Consider the following 15,938-nt stretch of genomic DNA (forward strand, 5'->3'; position numbering starts at 1 on the left):
GTGTACTCGCGCAGCGCGGTTGGTGCCCGGAGCCGGAATCGAACCGGCATGGGGTTGCCCCCGGCGGATTTTAAGTCCGATGCGTCTACCAGTTTCGCCATCCGGGCCTGCAGCGCGGCGCCGATTGTAGCCCAGCTGCAGAATCGCAGCCGGATTGCCGTGGAGCGGCAGCGTGTTTAACTGTCGCTCCCATTCATGTCATAGTCCCAACCATCGTTCCCAGGGGGGGAGCCGCACGATGTCGCTGCACGCGATTGCCTATGCCAGTGAGGCCCGCGCCGATCTGCAGACAACCGATCTTGACCGCCTGCTGGCCGATGCCACGGCATTCAACCGTGTAGCCGGTGTCACCGGTGTGCTGATGTTCGATGGCAGCCGTTTCCTGCAGTACCTGGAAGGCCCGGAGGACGGTATCGATTCGGTGTACCAGCGCATCGTCAATGCGCGCAGCCACGGCCAGCTGAAGGTGCTGTGCCGCGCGCCGGTGGCGCAGCGGGCGTTTCCGCGCTGGTCGATGGGAACCCGGCGCATTGATGCGGAGCTGCTGGCACAGATCGTTGAATCGGCGTGGCCGGGCTTCCTGCTTGGCAGCGGTGGCTTCGAGCGCCTGCGGCAGGCCTGGACCGGCGCCGATGGCGAACTGGAACCGGCCGCGGTCGCACTGGGCTCCTGATCCCATCTTGGCGGGCAGGCGCCCGGGCCGTTACGCTGTCGCCTTTCTGGCGTGGAATTACACGGAGTGGTGCAGCGAATGAGCAGGTCGGCCGAATCCATGGCGGCATGCATGCCGTTGCGCGGGACATGCCAGTGAGCGCGTCCCTTGCGGCAGCGGAGACCCCGCGTTTTGCGGTGATCGGCCTGGGCTACGTCGGCCTGCCGTTGGCGGTGGCCTTCGGTCGGCACTGGCCGACGCTGGGCTTCGACATCGATGCCGATCGCATCGCCGAGCTGCGCGATGGCCAGGACCATACGCTGGAGGTGGAGGCCGACGAGCTGGCCAGTGCTCGGCAGCTGCAGTACGGCAGCGATCCGGCCTTGCTTGATGCATGCAACGTCTACATCGTCACCGTGCCGACGCCGATCGATGCCTATGAGCAGCCCGATCTGGAGCCGTTGCGTTCGGCGACGCGGCTGATCGCCAGCCATCTGCGCGCGGGTGACCTGGTGATCTACGAATCCACGGTGTACCCCGGCACCACTGAAGAAGTCTGCGTGCCGCTGCTGGAAGAAGGCTCGGGCCTGCGCTTCAACGAAGACTTCTACTGCGGCTACAGCCCGGAGCGGGTCAGTCCCGGTGACCGCCAGCGGCGCCTGGCCGACATCCGCAAGATCACCTCGGGGTCGACAGCGGAAGTGGCTGCGGTGATCGATGGCCTGTACCAGCGCATCATTGCCGCCGGCACGTTCCCCGCGCCATCGATGCGCGTGGCCGAGGCGGCCAAGGTGGTCGAGAACATCCAGCGCGATGTGAACATCGCGCTGGTCAATGAGTTGGCGCTGATCTTCGACAGGCTGGGCATCGATACCCAGGATGTGCTCGATGCCGCCGGCAGCAAGTGGAACTTCCTGCCATTCCGGCCGGGCCTGGTCGGCGGCCATTGCATCGGCGTGGACCCGTATTACCTGCTGCACAAGTCCGAGAGCGTGGGCTACCACCCGGACCTGATCCACACCGCGCGGCAGGTCAACAACCGCGTCGGTGAGCATGTGGCGTCGCGGGTGCTGGCGATGCTGGCCGAACGCGGCCGCGAACCAGTGCAGTCGCGCATCCTGGTGCTCGGTGTGACCTTCAAGGAGGATTGCCCGGACCTGCGCAACAGCCGCGCGCTGGAGCTGGCGCAGCGCCTGCGTGATGCCGGCGCTCAGGTCGAGGTCAGTGATCCCTGGGTCGGCCCGGCGGCATTGGCCGATGAGGGCGTGCAGTGGCTGGCCGAACCCGTGGCAGGGGCCTATGACGCGGTGGTGCTGGCGGTTGCCCATGCCCGCTTCAAGGCGATGGACGAGGCCGGTATCCGGTCGCTGCTGGCGCCGGGCGGCCTGGTCTACGACGTCAAATCGGCCTGGCCACGCAACGTGGTTGACGATCGCCTGTAAACCCGGGCGGCGGGCAGCACGGTAGACTCGCAGGCAGTTGCAACCAAGGAACGCCATGCACCGGTATATCGTCTACCTGCTCGCCATCCTGATGTTCCCCATCTGCCTGTGGTTGGCCACGATCTGGCCGGCCTGGTACTGGGGCGTCGGCCTGACCGCCGCGATGGTGGCTCTGGGGACCTGGGACCTGCTGCAGAAGCGCAGCACGCTGCGCCGCAACTATCCGGTGATGGCACACTTCCGCTACGGCCTGGAATCGATCGGTCCGGAAATCCGCCAGTACTTCGTGCAGAGCGACCTGGAGGACGTGCCGTTCTCGCGCCAGCAGCGTGCACTGATCTACCAGCGGGCCAAGAACGAGATGGACACGGTGCCGTTCGGCACCCTGCGCAGCACCTACGCGGTGGATTACGAGTGGATCAACCACTCGCTGGCGCCGACCGCCATCGCCAAGCACGATTTCCGCGTGCTGATCGGCGCCAATTGTGCAAAGCCGTATTCGGCGAGCGTGTTCAATATTTCGGCGATGAGCTTCGGCTCGCTGTCGGCCAACGCGATCCGCGCACTGAACGAAGGCGCGCGGCGCGGTGGCTTCTACCACGACACCGGCGAAGGTTCGATTTCGCCATACCACCGCGAGATGGGCGGCGATCTGGTGTGGGAGATCGGCTCGGGCTACTTCGGTTGCCGTGACGAAAAGGGCGGTTTCAGTGAAGAGCGCTTCGTCGCCAACGCCACCCATGATCAGGTCAGGATGATCGAGATCAAGCTGTCGCAGGGCGCCAAGCCCGGTCATGGCGGCGTGCTGCCGGCGCCAAAGGTGACCGCCGAGATCTCGGTCACCCGTGGCGTGCCGATGGGCGTGGACTGCGTATCGCCGTCGCGTCACTCGGCATTCTCGACGCCGGTCGAACTGCTGCAGTTCGTCGCCCGTCTGCGCGAACTGTCCGGTGGCAAGCCGGTCGGTTTCAAGCTGGCCATCGGCCACCCGTGGGAGTGGTTCGGCATTGCCAAGGCGATGCAGGAAACCGGCCTGCTGCCGGACTTCATCGTGGTCGACGGTGCCGAAGGCGGTACTGGCGCAGCACCGGCGGAGTTCGTCGACCATGTCGGCGTGCCGATGCACGAAGCACTGTTGCTGGTGCACAACACGCTGGTCGGCCTGGACCTTCGCGAGCGGATCCGCATCGGCGCGGCGGGCAAGATCACCAGCGCCTTCGACATCGCGCGCACCATCGCGCTGGGTGCCGACTGGTGCAATGCCGGCCGTGGCTTCATGTTCGCGCTGGGCTGCATCCAGTCGTTGAGCTGCCATACCGACAAGTGCCCGACCGGCATCGCCACCCAGGACCCGGCGCGCTGGAAGCACCTGGATGCACCGGACAAGGCCACCCGCGTGTACAGCTACCACGAGCACACGCTGCACGCCCTGAAGGAGCTGTTGTGTGCGGCCGGCCTGAACGATCCGGCCGAACTGGGGCCGGAGCACATCCTGCGTCGTGTTTCGCCTGTCGAGATCCGCTCGCTGGCGTCGCTGTATCGCTACCTGGAACCGGGCGAGCTGCTGCACAAGGTGCCGGATCATGCGGTGTTCCATGCATTCTGGGCCGATGCACGCAGCGATTCGTTCCAGCCGCCGCCGAAGATCCAGGCGCTGCGCGCCAGCAAGTCGCGATAATGTGTTGCTGTAGAGCCGAGCCCATGCTCGGCTGCTTCTCTCATCGCGATGTTGGAACGAAGAACAGCCGAGCCGAGCATGGGCTCGGCTCTACAGGGAGATGTCATGCGGTTCAGGACCGGCACCATCGACGATGTCGCCATGCTGTGGGCACTGCGCACGCGTTGCGTTCGCGAGACGTGCAGCAGCCATTACCCGGCGGAGGTGATCGATCCGTGGTCTGCTTCGCCGCCGCCGTCGCAGTACGCACGGCTGCTGGGGCAGGGAGGCTGCGTGGTGGCCGAGGACGGGCAGGGTGTCCTGCTCGGGTTCGGCGTGTTTGATACCGACGCCAATGAAGTCGATGCGCTGTTCGTCGATCCGGATCGTGGCGGCACGGGCATCGGCCAGGCGCTGATGCAGCGTCTGCTGGCGATGGCCGATCGTGAGCGCGAGGTGGTGCTGTCAGCCTCGCTAAACGCCGTGCCGTTCTACCAACGGCAGGGATTCATTGCCGTGCGGGAGGAAGCCTACCCGCATCCCAGCGGCGTGGCGCTGGCTTCGGTGAGCATGCGCAGGCCGTGGTGAGCGCCCGGGGATTGTAGAGTCGAGCCATGCTCGACTGCTTCATCGCCTGAATCAAAGGCAGTTGAGCACGGCTAAACTCCACAATGCGGGTGTCACCGCCCAGCCAGCCACCCGATCACGCCCTCGGCGGCGCGCAGGCCACTGGCATAGCACGCCGTCAGCAGGTAGCCCCCCGTGGGGGCCTCCCAGTCCAGCATCTCGCCGGCACAGAACACGCCGGGTGCTGCCCGCAGCATCAGGCCATCATCCAGCGCAGCCAGGCGCACGCCGCCGGCAGTGCTGATCACCTCGGCCATCGGCCGTGGACGCAGAAGGCGCAACGGCAGGCGCTTGAGCGTGGTAGCCACGGCAGGCAGGTCGTGGCCCGCATCCTTGCCAAGGATCTCGAACACCAGGGTGGCCTTCACCGCATCCAGGCCGGCCTGACGGCGCAGATGCTCACCAAAACTGCGACCCTTGCGCGGCCGCGAAAGATCAGCCAGCAGGCGTGCTTCATCGCGTCCCGGCACCAGGTCCAGCCACAGCATGGCATGGCCATCACGGTTGATGGTCTCGCGCAGGTCTGCGGCCAACGCGTAGATCAGGCTGCCTTCGATGCCGTACTCGCTGGCTACGCATTCGCCCTGCAGCGACTGCGGTTGTCCGGCCAGGTCGAGCCAGTGCCCGACCACCGGCTTCAACGGTGCGCCTGCATTGCGCTGGGCGAAGAACGGCGTCCAGTCGATGTCGAAGCCGCAGTTGGCCGATTGCAGCGGCGCAATGTCCACGCCTCGTGCCTGCAAGGGGGCGACCCAGGCGCCATCACTGCCCAGCTGCGGCCAGCTGCCGCCACCCATCGCCAACACGCTGGCATCGGCGTGGACATCGATCTCGCCGGCTTCGGTGGCGAAGCGCAGCGCGCCGTCGTTGCCCCAGCCGATCCAGCGGTGGTTGGCATGCAGGCGCACGCCCTGTTCCTTCAGTCGGCGCACCCAGCCGCGCAGCAGCGGCGCAGCCTTGCGGTCGACCGGAAACACGCGGCCGGAGCTGCCGACATAGGTCTCCACGCCAAGGCCGGCAGCCCAGTCGCGCAGCGCCTGCGCGTCGAAGCCATCCAGCCAGCGGCCCACGGCCGTGGATTGCTCGCGGTAGCGGCTGTCGAACAGCGGCCGCGGATCGGAATGGGTGAGGTTGAGACCGCCCTTGCCGGCGATCAGGAACTTGCGGCCGGGTGAGCCCTTGGCCTCGTACAGGTCCACGTCCAGCCCCGCGGCGCGCAGGCGCTCGGCGGCGAACAGGCCGGCCGGGCCACCGCCGATGACGGCGACCCGATGGGGCAATGCGGTATTACGGCTTGACATCGAGCAGCTCGACATCGAACACCAGCGACGAACCGGCCGGAATCGGGCCGACCCGGCGGTCGCCGTAGCCGTAATCCGGCGGGATCATCAGCGTGCGCTTGCCGCCGACCTTCATGCCGGCCACGCCCTCATCCCAGCCGCGGATGACCTGGCCGGCGCCGAGCGCGAAGGTGAACGGCTGGCCGTGCTTGAAGGAGCTGTCGAAGGTCTTGCCGTGCTTGGTTTCGGTGCGGTTGTCGTAGATCCAGCCGGTGTAGTGCACGGTGACCTTGCTGCCGGGAACGGCTTCGGTGCCGGTGCCAGCGACGGTATCGATGCGCTCGAAGGTGGTCAGGGTGCCGCCCGGCGGCGGACCGGAGGGCTCGCTCGAGCAGCCAGCGGCGGCGAGGGACAGCAGCAGGGGAAGCAGCAGGCGGCGCATCGGGCGTCTCCAGAAGGGCGCAGGGCGAGGGCGGCAAGGGTAGCGCATCGGCGCCGGGTATCATGGCGGCATGGCAAAACTCCTGCTCAATCTGCGCAATGTCGGCGACGACGAATATGCCGATGTCTGCACGCTGCTCGACCAGCACGGCATCGCCTGGTACCGCACCGAACCCAGCCCCTGGGGTATTTCCAACGGTGGCCTGTGGCTGCGCGAGGACGCCGATCATCCGCGCGCGAAGGCGCTGATGGCCGGGTACCAGGCGGCGCGCGGTGTGCGCGTGCGGGCCGAGCGTGAGCAGGCGTTGCGGGATGGCACGGCGGAGACCTTTGGCAGCCTGTTCCGGCGGCGGCCGGTGTTCGTGGTGCTGGTGCTGCTGGGCATGGCCGCTGCGGCGGCGCTGGTGCTGCTGCCGTTCATGCTGTTGCGGGGGTAGGGGGCGCGGCCGGGTTGCACCCGGCACCCGCGGTAGTGCCGGCCGCTGGCCGGCAACAGCAACAGCAACAGCAACAGCAACGGCAGGCAATCCGTGGCGGGCAGGGCGGTGTCGGCAGGCGGGACACGCCGTAAACCCATCCTTGGGGGCTCGATGGCGCCATCCATGGCGCCAACGGTCCCGCCTGCCCACACCGCCCCGCCTCTGACAGATTCCGGGTGTCTGCCGGGCTTGGGGTCGGATCCCTCTGCTGCGCAGAGGGCTCTGACCCCTGAATCTGTCTGTGCGGGCGGGAGGCGCTAAAATGGCAGGATGATCGCCAACACCGCTGCCTACCATTTCGCCGTCATCGACGCCCCCCAGGCCCTGTGCGACCAGCTGCTGTCGCGTGCCCAGGCGGCCGGGTTGCGGGGCACGATCCTGGTGGCGGGCGAGGGACTGAACCTGTTCCTGGCCGGTGAGCCGGAGGCGGTCGAGGATTTCTACGCCGCGCTGCATGCCGATGCGCGTTTTGCCGGGATGCGGGTCAAGACCAGCCTGAGCGAGCACCAGCCGTTCGCGCGGCTGAAGGCCAAGGTGAAGGACGAGATCATCAGCTTCCGCCGCGATGACGGCCAGCCGCTGGACTATCCGCGTGCACCGGCGGTCGATCCGGCCACCGTGCAGCGCTGGCTGCGGCAGGGCCACGATGACGCCGGCAAGCCGGTGGTGATGCTCGATACCCGCAACCTGCAGGAAGTGGAGTACGGCACCTTCAAGGATGCGCTGGTGCTGCCCATCCACAAGTTCACCGACCTGCCCGAGGCGCTGGCGCCGCATCGCGAGGCGCTGAAGGACAGCACCGTGGTCAGTTTCTGCACCGGCGGCATCCGCTGCGAGAAGGCCGCACTGTGGATGGCCAACGATGGCATGGACAACGTGCTGCAGCTCGATGGCGGCATCCTCGGCTACTTCGAGGAGGTGGGCGGCGAAGGTTATGAAGGCCGCTGTTTCGTGTTCGACGAGCGCGTGGCGCTGGATGCCGAACTGAAGCCGATGGTCGACCAGCCGCTGCCGGAGCCGCGCCCCAGCGCGTTCTGACACGCTTCTGTAGAGCCGAGCCCATGCTCGGCTGCCTTTTGTTGATCAACAGCAGCCGAGCATGGGCTCGGCTCTACACGGTCCGGCAGGCCCTGAACCGGCTCCGCGGGAATCAGCATCCCGCCACCGTCACTGGCCGCTGCGCCTGGCCGACCCCATGCAGGGGGGATCCTGAGACGGAAAACCGCTGATGATCCCGTTGTCGATCCTTGACCTGGCCCCGGTCTGCGAGGGCAGTGACACCACCGCCGCCTTCGCCAACATGCTGGAACTGGCCCAGCACGCCGATGCGCTGGGCTACCGCCGTTACTGGCTGGCCGAACACCACAACATGCCCGGCATCGCCAGCGCGGCCACGGCCGTGCTGATCGGCCATGTCGCGGGCGGCACCCGGCGCATCCGCGTCGGTGCCGGCGGCATCATGCTGCCCAACCATGCGCCGCTGCAGGTGGCCGAGCAGTTCGGCACGCTGGCTTCGCTGTATCCGGACCGCATCGATCTCGGCCTCGGCCGTGCGCCGGGCACCGATCAGCCCACCGCGCGTGCACTGCGCCGCTACTTCGACAGCGCCGACCAGTTCCCGCAGGACGTGCGCGAACTGCTGCACTACTTCGAGCCGGTACAGCCCGGGCAGGCGGTGCAGGCGGTTCCGGGCGGTGGCCTGCGGGTGCCGACCTGGATCCTGGGGTCCAGCCTGTTCGGCGCGCGCATGGCCGCCGCGATGGGCCTGCCCTATGCGTTTGCCTCGCACTTTGCGCCCGATGCCATGGACGAGGCGCTGGCGGTGTACCGCCGCGAGTTCCGCCCCTCGGCCACGTTGAAGCAGCCGCACGCGATGCTGGCCCTGAATGTCGTCGCCAGTGACAGCGAGGCCGAATCGCGCCGCCTGTTCACCAGCCAGCAGCAGAGTTTCGTCAACCTGCGCCGCGGCCGGCCGGGCAAGATTCCGGCGCCGATCGACGACATCGAAGCCTTCTGGGAGCCGCACGAAAAGCTCGGCGTGGAGCGGGCCCTGGCCTGCACCGTGCTCGGCGATCCGCAGCAGGTGGCCGATGGCATCGCCGCGTTCGTTGAGCGGCACTCGCCGGACGAGCTGATGCTCACCGCCAACCTGCATGACCACCGTGCGCGCCTGCGTTCGTTCGAACTGGCGATGCAGGCCTGGCATGCCCGCCACGCGGGCTGAACAATGGCGTCACGGCCCGTTGCAGCCGCGACGGGTCTGATGGGGGCTCTTCCCATTGGAGCCTCCCATGGCGGATACCCGCGCCGAACACATCGCCCAGCTGGCAGAACTGATCAAGGACGTGGAGGTGGCGATGTTCACCACCACCGGCGTCGACGGACGACTCTACAGCCGGCCGCTGGCCACCCAGCAGGTCACCTTCGACGGTGACCTGTGGTTCGTCATCACCGCCGACAGCCCGAAGGTTGCCGAGATCGCGCTTGATCCGCACGTCAACGTGGCCTATGCCTCGCCGTCGAAGAACACCTACGTATCGGTGGCAGGGCGCGCGCGCATCGTTGACGACCGCGCGAAGATCGAGGAACTGTGGTCGCCGGCGATGAAACTGTTTTTCCCGGGCGGCAAGGACGACCCGAACCTGCGCCTGATCCACGTGCGGGCCGACTCGGCCGAGTATTGGGATGGTCCGGGTACGCTGCTGGGCAAGGCGTTGAATTTCGTGCTGTCGGCGGTGCAGGACGAGCCGGCGCAGTTGGCCGACAATGGCTTCATCGATCTTCGGTGAGGATCGATGTCCGGTATTGGTAGTGCCGGGCGCTGGCCGGCAGACCTGGAAACGTGGCAGCCGGCCAGCGGTCGGCTCTACCGGATTCCGGCTCAGAACCAGCGCTGGAACAGGTCCACCGTGTAACCCACCAGCTGTCCCGAACTGAAGCCGAAGAAGGCGATCGCCGCCAACGCGGCGATCCAGTTGAACAGCATCAGCGCGCCATCGCGTTCCAGCAGCGCCAGCGAGAACAGCAGCAGCTGGAAGCCGAACAGGAAATTGGTGAAGGGAATCGGCAACGAGAGCAGCAGGCCCAGCAGCACCAGCAGCAGGCCGCTGAAGGCGTGGGCGGGGAGGGGCGTCAACAGCTGCGGCAGGCGTGGCCTCAGCATCCTGTCCAGGCGCCGCAGTGGGCGGTCGATGCGGTCCAGGAAACGGTGCATGGTGCCGCGCTTGGGTCCGCGGCGGGCAATGAAGCCGGGCAGCCACGGCCGGCGCAGGCAGAAAAGCATCTGCAGGCCGATCAGGATCACCAGCGGGCCGCTGACCGCGCCACCCATGCCCGGGATCGGGATGAACGAGGGCAGGATCGCCACGAACAGGAACACGCCGAACGCGCTCTGCTGCAGGTTGCTCAGGATCTGGCCGAGCGGCATGTGCTCGGCGGGGTCGCCGGAAGCGAACATCTCCAGCAGGGTGCGAATGCCCTCGTTGCGGTAGGCCGGGCGCTCGGCGCCTGGACCCTGGCCGGCCTCAGGCGGTGAGCTCATCGGCCTGCTCGTCGGACAGCGTGCGCAGCAGCAGCTTGTCCACCCGCGCACCGTCCAGGTCGACCACTTCGAAGCGCCAGCCGGCCCAGTCGAAGTACTCGCCTGCGTGCGGGATGCGGCCGAAGTAGTGGATGCACATGCCGGCCAGGGTGTAGTAATCGCCGTCCTCGGCATCGGGCAGCTCGTTGCTGCCGATCAGCTCGCGCAGGTCTTCGATCGGCAGCGAGCCATCCACCAGCAGCGAACCGTCCTCGCGGGTCACCACCAGCGCGTCTTCATCGGCATTCTCCACCGCCTGCAGGCGGCCGACCACGGCGCCCATCAGGTCGCTGATGGTCACCAGGCCCTGGATCTCGCCGTACTCGTCCACCACCAGCGCCATCGACTGCTGTTCCTCGCGGAAGATCTCCAGCAGCTTCATCGCGTGGGTCGATTCGGACACGTAAAGCGGTTCGCGCAGGGTCTGGAACAGCGCGTTGTCGCCGCGCGCCATGCGCGTGGCCAGCGATTTCAATTCAAGTACGCCGACCACGTCCATGTCGTTGTCGCGGTACACCGGGTACCGCGAGAACTCGTGCTCGGCCATGATTTCCAGGTTGCGCTCCAGCCCGGCCTGGGTGTCCAGCCAGGCAATGCGGTTGCGCGGGGTCATCAGGCTGTCGGCGGTGCGGTCGCCCAGGCGCATGACGCGGTTCATCATGTCACGCTCGTGGGCGTCGATTACACCGGCTTCGTGGCTCTCGGCCACCAGCATGCGGATCTCCTCTTCAGTCACCGAGGCGACTTCATCCTTGCCCAGGCCGAACAGGCGCAGCACCAGCTGGGTGGTCCTGGACAGCAGCCAGACGAAGGGCAGGGCCAGCTTGGCCAGCCAGCTCATCGGCATCGCGACCAGGCCGGCAATGGCCTCCGAGCGGGTCAGCGCCAGGCGCTTGGGCACCAGTTCGCCGAAGATCAGCGTGATGAAGGTGATCAGGCTGACGGCCAGCGCGGTACCGATGTTGCCCGCGTACGCAAACCCCGGCATCAGCCCCTGGATCCAGCCGGCGAAGGCCTCGCCCAGCGCCTCACCGCCGAGGTAGCCGGTCAGCACGCCGATCACGGTGATGCCGATCTGCACGGTGGACAGGAAGCTCTCCGGCTTCTCGGACAGCTCCAGCGCCTTGGCCGCGCGCTTGGAGGTGGCAGCCATCTGCTTCAGGCGGCTCTTGCGCGAGGTCATGACCGACATCTCGGACATGGCGAAGAAGCCGTTCAGCAGAACAAGCGCGAAGACAATCAGGATCATTTCAAACACGGGCGTCGTCCCCGGTTGGTGGCAGGGAGGGCGGGTGCTGGCGATGGCGGCAGGCGCTCAGGAACGGGATCCGGCGCGGCGCAGGGGGATAAGGGTCGTCGTCCATAAGGTGCGCCCGAAGGCGCGCTGGCATCTTAGCAAAGGGGCATGGCAGGGTGGCAACCGCCTGTTCAGGTTGGGGGTTCCAAGGCCTCGAAAGGGGGCGGGGATACCCGTGATGGTCATCTAGCCGTCATAATTCCATCTGGTGCCGTCCTTCCCGCGACGGCTGACAGGTTTCTCAATGTTCTCTCTGCAGACCATTTTCGGTTCCGGCAAACAGTTCTACACCCTGCTCGATGAGGCTGCCGTCGCGGCTTCCGACGCCGCCAAGGCGCTGCATTCCATGCTGCGCGAGGCCGACCGCCAGCCCGCGCTGGACGCCTTCAAGCTGGCCCGCCTGCGCGAACGCGCGGCCTCGGACAAGATCAGCCAGGCGCTGGTAGACAGCTTCATGACCCCGATCGAGCGCGAAGACATCGAAGCGCTGGGCTCGGCGCTGTACAAGATTCCCAAGCAGATCGAGAAGTTCGCCGACCGCTATTCGCTGGCCACGACGCACCTGGAGCACATCGACTTCGCGCCGCGCGCGGCGATGCTCGAACAGGCCGCCGGCGTGGTGGTGGAGATGGTGGCCGACCTGCGCCACATGAACCTGGACCGGATGACCGCGCTCAACGAGAAGCTGCGCTCGCTGGAGAACGAGGCCGACCGCCTGATGCTCGAGCTGTACCGCGACATCTATTCGGGCCGCCTGGACAACCTGCAGATGTTCCTGCTGAAGGAATTCTTCGAGATCCTGGAAAAGGCCATCGACCGCTGCCGCGAGGCTGGCGTGGTGGCGTACCAGATCGTGTTGAAGAACAGCTGACGGACGCCGCCGCATGTTGACCCTTGTCCTGGTGGTGATCCTGGCCGCGCTCGTCTTCGAGTTCATCAACGGCTTCCACGACACTGCCAACTCCATTGCCACCGTGGTGGCGACCAAGGTGCTCTCGCCCGGCTGGGCGGTGATGCTGGCCGCCTTCATGAACCTCATCGGTGCACTGACCGGTACCGCGGTGGCGCTGACCATCGCCTCGGGCCTGCTCAACACCAACGTGGTCGAGGTCACCCCGCAGGTGATCCTGTGCGCCCTGCTGGGCGGCATCATCTGGAACCTGATCACCTGGTGGAAGGGCCTGCCGTCCTCGTCCTCGCACGCCCTGATCGGTGGCCTCTGCGGCGCCGGCCTGGCTGCCGCCCACAACAACTGGGACGCGCTGATCTGGTCCGAGCGCCTGGGCAGCTGGGCGCAGAACAAGGGCCTGCTGTGGAAGGTGTTCGTGCCGATGATCACCTCGCCGATTGCCGGTTTCCTGCTCGGCATCGTGGTGATGGTGCTGCTGTGGGCGCTGATCGCCGGCCTGGCCAAGATCGGTGGTGCCATCGGCCGCCTGGCGCGTCCGCGCATCGTCAACGCCTTCTTCGGCAAGGCGCAGATCGCCTCGGCGGCCTACATGGGCTTCGCCCACGGCCACAACGACGCGCAGAAGACCATGGGCATCATCGCCATGACCCTGATCGGTGCCGAAGCCACCGGCGCATTGAACGACCTGCCGTCCTGGCTGGCCTTCATGCACCCGGACGCGCATGCCGGTGATGGCATCGCGATGTGGATCGTGCTGACCTGCGCGGTGGTGATGGCGGCCGGTACCGCTTCGGGCGGCTGGAAGATCATCAAGACCCTGGGCCACAAGATGGTCAAGCTGCACCCGATCCACGGCTTCGCCGCGGAGACCAGCTCGGCAACCATCCTGACCCTGGCGGCCCACTTCGGCATGCCGGTCTCGACCACGCACAGCATCTCCACCGCGATCATGGGCGTCGGCTTCGCCAAGAACCCGCGCTCGCTGAAGTTCGGCGTGATCGAGCGCATCGTCTGGGCCTGGATCCTGACCATCCCGGCGGCCGGTGGCTGTGCGTACCTGATCCTGAAGCTGTTCGAGCTGTTCGGCTGGACCTGATCGCCACGCCAAGGTTGCAAACGAAAAAGCCCGCCGTATCAGGCGGGCTTTTTCATGGGCAAGAATTTTCCGCACCCACCGTGTCGACCAAGGTCGACACCTGCCAGAGCAGAACCAGGGTCAGAGCCCGTTGCCAAGCAACGGGATCCGCCCCCGTGCCGACCAACGGTCGGCACCCACCAACAGCCCTCAGGAAGCCAGCTTTTGCAGTTGCCGTTGCCGTGGCTGTCAGCGGGTGCCGGGCCGCAGGCCCGGCCAAACCCCTTCAATTACGCTGGAACAACGCCTGTACATCCTTGCGGAACGCCGCCTGGCTGTCCGCCCGGCTGTAGAACATGTGCCCGCCCGGATAACTGCGCACCTGCACCCGGTCCGGATTGCTGCCCATCGTCGGCATCTGGTCCACGGTCAGGATCGAGCCCATGAACGGGCACGACAGGTCGTTCCAGCCATGCACGATCAGCACCTGCAGATGCGGGTCGATCGCCACCGCCTGGCGCAGCTGGGTCACCGCACCCTGGCGCAGTTCGCCATTGCGGTCCCACAGCCGGTTCACGTCGTAGTTCAGCGCCTGGTAGCGCGCATCTACTTTCCAGCCGACCACGCGCGTCACGAAGTCGACCATCGCCGTGGTGGTCGGCGCGATGATGCTGTCCAGCAGTGGGTCGTTGGCGCGCTGCTCCGGATCATTCGGGAACGGATCGAACGCGGTCACGTTGGAGTCGTAGCGGCTGCCCAGCGTGCCCTTGTCGCGGAACACTTCACGCAGGTAGGCCTGGGTCTCCAGGCGCCCGCCAGCGCGGCGCACGAACTGCGGGTCCAGTCCGGTCAGCGCGGTGACCCGGCGCAGCATGGCTTCCGTAGCCTGCGGATCGCTGCGGCCCTTCATCAACGCGGTGGCGTAATCGCCACGGGTGTACTCCACCACCTCGCGCATCGCCGCATCGGTCAGCTTGCCCTGGCGCTCCAGGTGCGCCGCGGCGATCGACGGCAGCGTCTGCATCCACGCCATCGGCGAGACATCGGCGTTGTCTTCCAGGGTCGGGCTCAGGTAGGGCGAGACCAGCACCAGCCCGTTCATTGCCACGCCCAGCCGGGTCTGCAGGAAGTGGGTGATGCGCGGGCCGCGGTAGCCACCGTAGCTCTCGCCGGTCAGGTACTTGCGCGAGGCCATGCGCTGGTTGCGCAGCAGCCAGTCGTAGATCGAGCGCGACAGGTATTCGACGTCGGCACTGGGGTTGTAGAGCGCTTTCTTGGCTTCATCGTCGCCGATCCGCGCGCGGCTGAAGCCGGTACCGACCGGATCGATGAACACCAGATCGGTGAAGTCCAGCCAGGTGCCCGGGTTGTCGTGCAGGGTGGCCGGCGCCGATGCGCTGTCACCCTCGGAGCCGAAGGTCACCACCTTGGGCCCGATCGCGCCCATGTTGAGGTACACCGACGACGCACCGGGGCCGCCATTGAGCGCGAAGGTCACCGGCCGGTCCTTGCCCGGCATCGTGTAGGCGGTGAACACCACATCGGCGATCACCTTGCCCTTGGCATCGCGTACCGGCAGGGTGCCGACGGTGGCGGTGTAGTCCAGGGTGCGGCCGGCCAGGCGCATGCTCTGGCGGGCCGAGGCGTCGGCGGGCAGCGCAGGCGCTTCGGTCTTGTCGTCTTTCGGGTCGGGCTTGCCCTCGGCGTCGGGCGCGGCCAGCACGCTGGCAGGGGCGATGAGCAGGCCGACGCAGAGCGCGGCAGTGTGCAGCAGGGACTTCATGGCACCGGTTCGGCAGCGGAAGGGGGTTCCGATGCTAGGCCGGTGGCGGGCCATGCCGTATGTGTCCAAAGGCATGGCCGTGCGTTGAGCCCGCTACTGGCCAGATTGGGTCAAGCGGGCAGGGTGGCTGCGGCGTCGTCATCGGCCAGCAGGCCGTAGACGGCCGAGTCGGCCAGCTGCCCCTGGATGCGCCAGCGCTGGCGCAGCACCCCCTCGCGGTGGAAGCCCAGGCGTTCCAGCACGTGCGCGGACGGCGCATTGCGCGGGTCGATCTCGGCTTCCACCCGGTGCAGGTGCAGGGTGCGGAACAGGTAGGCCAGTACCTGTTGCAGGGCCTCGTGCATATAGCCCTGGCCCTGGCGATCGGGTGCCAGCAGGTAGCCGATCTCGGCGCGCGCCGCATCGCGGTCCACCGCGAATACCACGCAGATGCCCAGCAGCGGACCTTCCAGCGACTCGCGCACGGCCAGCTTCAGCTGGGTGCCGATGGCATGGGCGGCGAGGTCATCGTCGATCTGCTCGCGCGCTTCGGCCAGTCGCGTCCAGGCTGGATGGTTCCACCATCGCATGACATCCGGGTTGGACTGCAGCGTGAACAGCGCGGCGGCATCGTCACGACGGATCGGGCTCAGGACCAGCCGTGCACTTTGCAGCGGCAGGCCGGGGAACAGCAGCGAGTGGCTGGCCAATACGATGGTCCACACGGGTGGACGCG

At 66.9% G+C, this 15,938-nt stretch carries 16 protein-coding genes and 1 tRNA gene; 10 read left to right on the forward strand and 7 right to left on the reverse strand.

Features of this window, described 5'->3' with window-relative positions:
• Positions 1-20 precede the first annotated feature (20 nt).
• Positions 21-107: transfer RNA gene (locus AC5P7F_RS09730), tRNA-Leu, on the reverse strand.
• 131 nt (positions 108-238) lie between these two features.
• Here AC5P7F_RS09730 and AC5P7F_RS09735 point away from each other — a divergent pair.
• From AC5P7F_RS09735 to AC5P7F_RS09750, 4 genes are all read left to right on the forward strand, one after another.
• The gene (locus tag AC5P7F_RS09735) at positions 239-673 is read left to right on the forward strand and encodes a BLUF domain-containing protein (RefSeq protein ID WP_014646679.1); all 435 of its coding nucleotides are present in this window, start codon (positions 239-241) and stop codon (positions 671-673) included.
• Between the two features lie 134 nt (positions 674-807).
• Positions 808-2,094, forward strand: coding sequence for a nucleotide sugar dehydrogenase (locus AC5P7F_RS09740; protein WP_014646680.1), 1,287 nt, complete (start codon positions 808-810; stop codon positions 2,092-2,094).
• A gap of 55 nt (positions 2,095-2,149) precedes the next feature.
• Positions 2,150-3,772, forward strand: a complete 1,623-nt coding sequence (locus AC5P7F_RS09745) for an FMN-binding glutamate synthase family protein (RefSeq protein ID WP_049442295.1) — start codon at positions 2,150-2,152, stop codon at positions 3,770-3,772.
• Positions 3,773-3,877: 105 nt separating this feature from the next.
• Positions 3,878-4,339 carry a GNAT family N-acetyltransferase gene (locus AC5P7F_RS09750; protein WP_032959291.1) on the forward strand — a complete coding sequence of 154 codons (462 nt, stop codon included), beginning with the start codon at positions 3,878-3,880 and terminating at the stop codon, positions 4,337-4,339.
• Positions 4,340-4,431: 92 nt separating this feature from the next.
• On the opposite strand, the gene AC5P7F_RS09755 is transcribed toward AC5P7F_RS09750, so the two are convergent.
• Together AC5P7F_RS09755 and AC5P7F_RS09760 are read right to left on the reverse strand one after the other, a co-directional pair.
• Positions 4,432-5,679, reverse strand: a complete 1,248-nt coding sequence (locus AC5P7F_RS09755) for a TIGR03862 family flavoprotein (protein WP_164077626.1) — start codon at positions 5,677-5,679, stop codon at positions 4,432-4,434.
• The gene (locus AC5P7F_RS09760) at positions 5,666-6,100 is read right to left on the reverse strand and encodes an FKBP-type peptidyl-prolyl cis-trans isomerase (RefSeq protein WP_014646684.1); all 435 of its coding nucleotides are present in this window, start codon (positions 6,098-6,100) and stop codon (positions 5,666-5,668) included. The genes AC5P7F_RS09755 and AC5P7F_RS09760 overlap by 14 nt, the downstream gene beginning before the upstream one ends.
• Before the next feature lie 70 nt (positions 6,101-6,170).
• Here AC5P7F_RS09760 and AC5P7F_RS09765 point away from each other — a divergent pair, with 70 nt between their 5' ends.
• The 4 genes from AC5P7F_RS09765 to AC5P7F_RS09780 all read left to right on the forward strand — a co-directional run bounded on the left by AC5P7F_RS09765 (position 6,171) and on the right by AC5P7F_RS09780 (position 9,367).
• The gene (locus AC5P7F_RS09765; RefSeq protein WP_032959288.1) at positions 6,171-6,536 is read left to right on the forward strand and encodes a DUF6164 family protein; all 366 of its coding nucleotides are present in this window, start codon (positions 6,171-6,173) and stop codon (positions 6,534-6,536) included.
• 312 nt (positions 6,537-6,848) lie between these two features.
• A complete protein-coding gene (locus AC5P7F_RS09770; RefSeq protein WP_164077625.1) occupies positions 6,849-7,616 on the forward strand; it encodes a sulfurtransferase in 768 nt (255 codons plus the stop codon).
• A 190-nt stretch (positions 7,617-7,806) separates the two neighbouring features.
• A complete protein-coding gene (locus tag AC5P7F_RS09775) occupies positions 7,807-8,802 on the forward strand; it encodes an LLM class flavin-dependent oxidoreductase (RefSeq protein WP_014646687.1) in 996 nt (331 codons plus the stop codon).
• Between the two features lie 67 nt (positions 8,803-8,869).
• On the forward strand, positions 8,870-9,367 hold the full coding sequence (locus AC5P7F_RS09780; protein ID WP_014646688.1) for a pyridoxamine 5'-phosphate oxidase family protein: 498 nt from the start codon (positions 8,870-8,872) through the stop codon (positions 9,365-9,367).
• 92 nt (positions 9,368-9,459) lie between these two features.
• Here AC5P7F_RS09780 and AC5P7F_RS09785 read toward each other — a convergent pair whose 3' ends face one another.
• Positions 9,460-10,119 (reverse strand): exopolysaccharide biosynthesis protein, encoded by a 660-nt coding sequence (locus AC5P7F_RS09785; protein WP_014646689.1) that lies wholly within the window; start codon positions 10,117-10,119, stop codon positions 9,460-9,462.
• A complete protein-coding gene (locus AC5P7F_RS09790; RefSeq protein WP_041863295.1) occupies positions 10,103-11,407 on the reverse strand; it encodes a hemolysin family protein in 1,305 nt (434 codons plus the stop codon). The genes AC5P7F_RS09785 and AC5P7F_RS09790 overlap by 17 nt, the downstream gene beginning before the upstream one ends.
• Positions 11,408-11,699: 292 nt before the next feature.
• Here AC5P7F_RS09790 and AC5P7F_RS09795 point away from each other — a divergent pair, with 292 nt between their 5' ends.
• Both AC5P7F_RS09795 and AC5P7F_RS09800 read left to right on the forward strand, forming a co-directional pair.
• Positions 11,700-12,326 carry a DUF47 domain-containing protein gene (locus tag AC5P7F_RS09795; RefSeq protein ID WP_004152833.1) on the forward strand — a complete coding sequence of 209 codons (627 nt, stop codon included), beginning with the start codon at positions 11,700-11,702 and terminating at the stop codon, positions 12,324-12,326.
• 13 nt (positions 12,327-12,339) lie between these two features.
• A complete protein-coding gene (locus AC5P7F_RS09800) occupies positions 12,340-13,461 on the forward strand; it encodes an inorganic phosphate transporter (RefSeq protein WP_014646691.1) in 1,122 nt (373 codons plus the stop codon).
• A 265-nt stretch (positions 13,462-13,726) separates the two neighbouring features.
• Here the strand turns inward: AC5P7F_RS09800 and AC5P7F_RS09805 are convergent, their stop codons facing one another.
• Positions 13,727-15,223, reverse strand: a complete 1,497-nt coding sequence (locus tag AC5P7F_RS09805) for a S10 family peptidase (RefSeq protein ID WP_014646692.1) — start codon at positions 15,221-15,223, stop codon at positions 13,727-13,729.
• Positions 15,224-15,333: 110 nt separating this feature from the next.
• On the reverse strand, positions 15,334-15,912 hold the full coding sequence (locus AC5P7F_RS09810) for a GNAT family N-acetyltransferase (RefSeq protein ID WP_164077630.1): 579 nt from the start codon (positions 15,910-15,912) through the stop codon (positions 15,334-15,336).
• Positions 15,913-15,938 lie beyond the last annotated feature (26 nt).

The organism is Stenotrophomonas sp. YJH_SMC_105-26, from assembly GCF_059368915.1.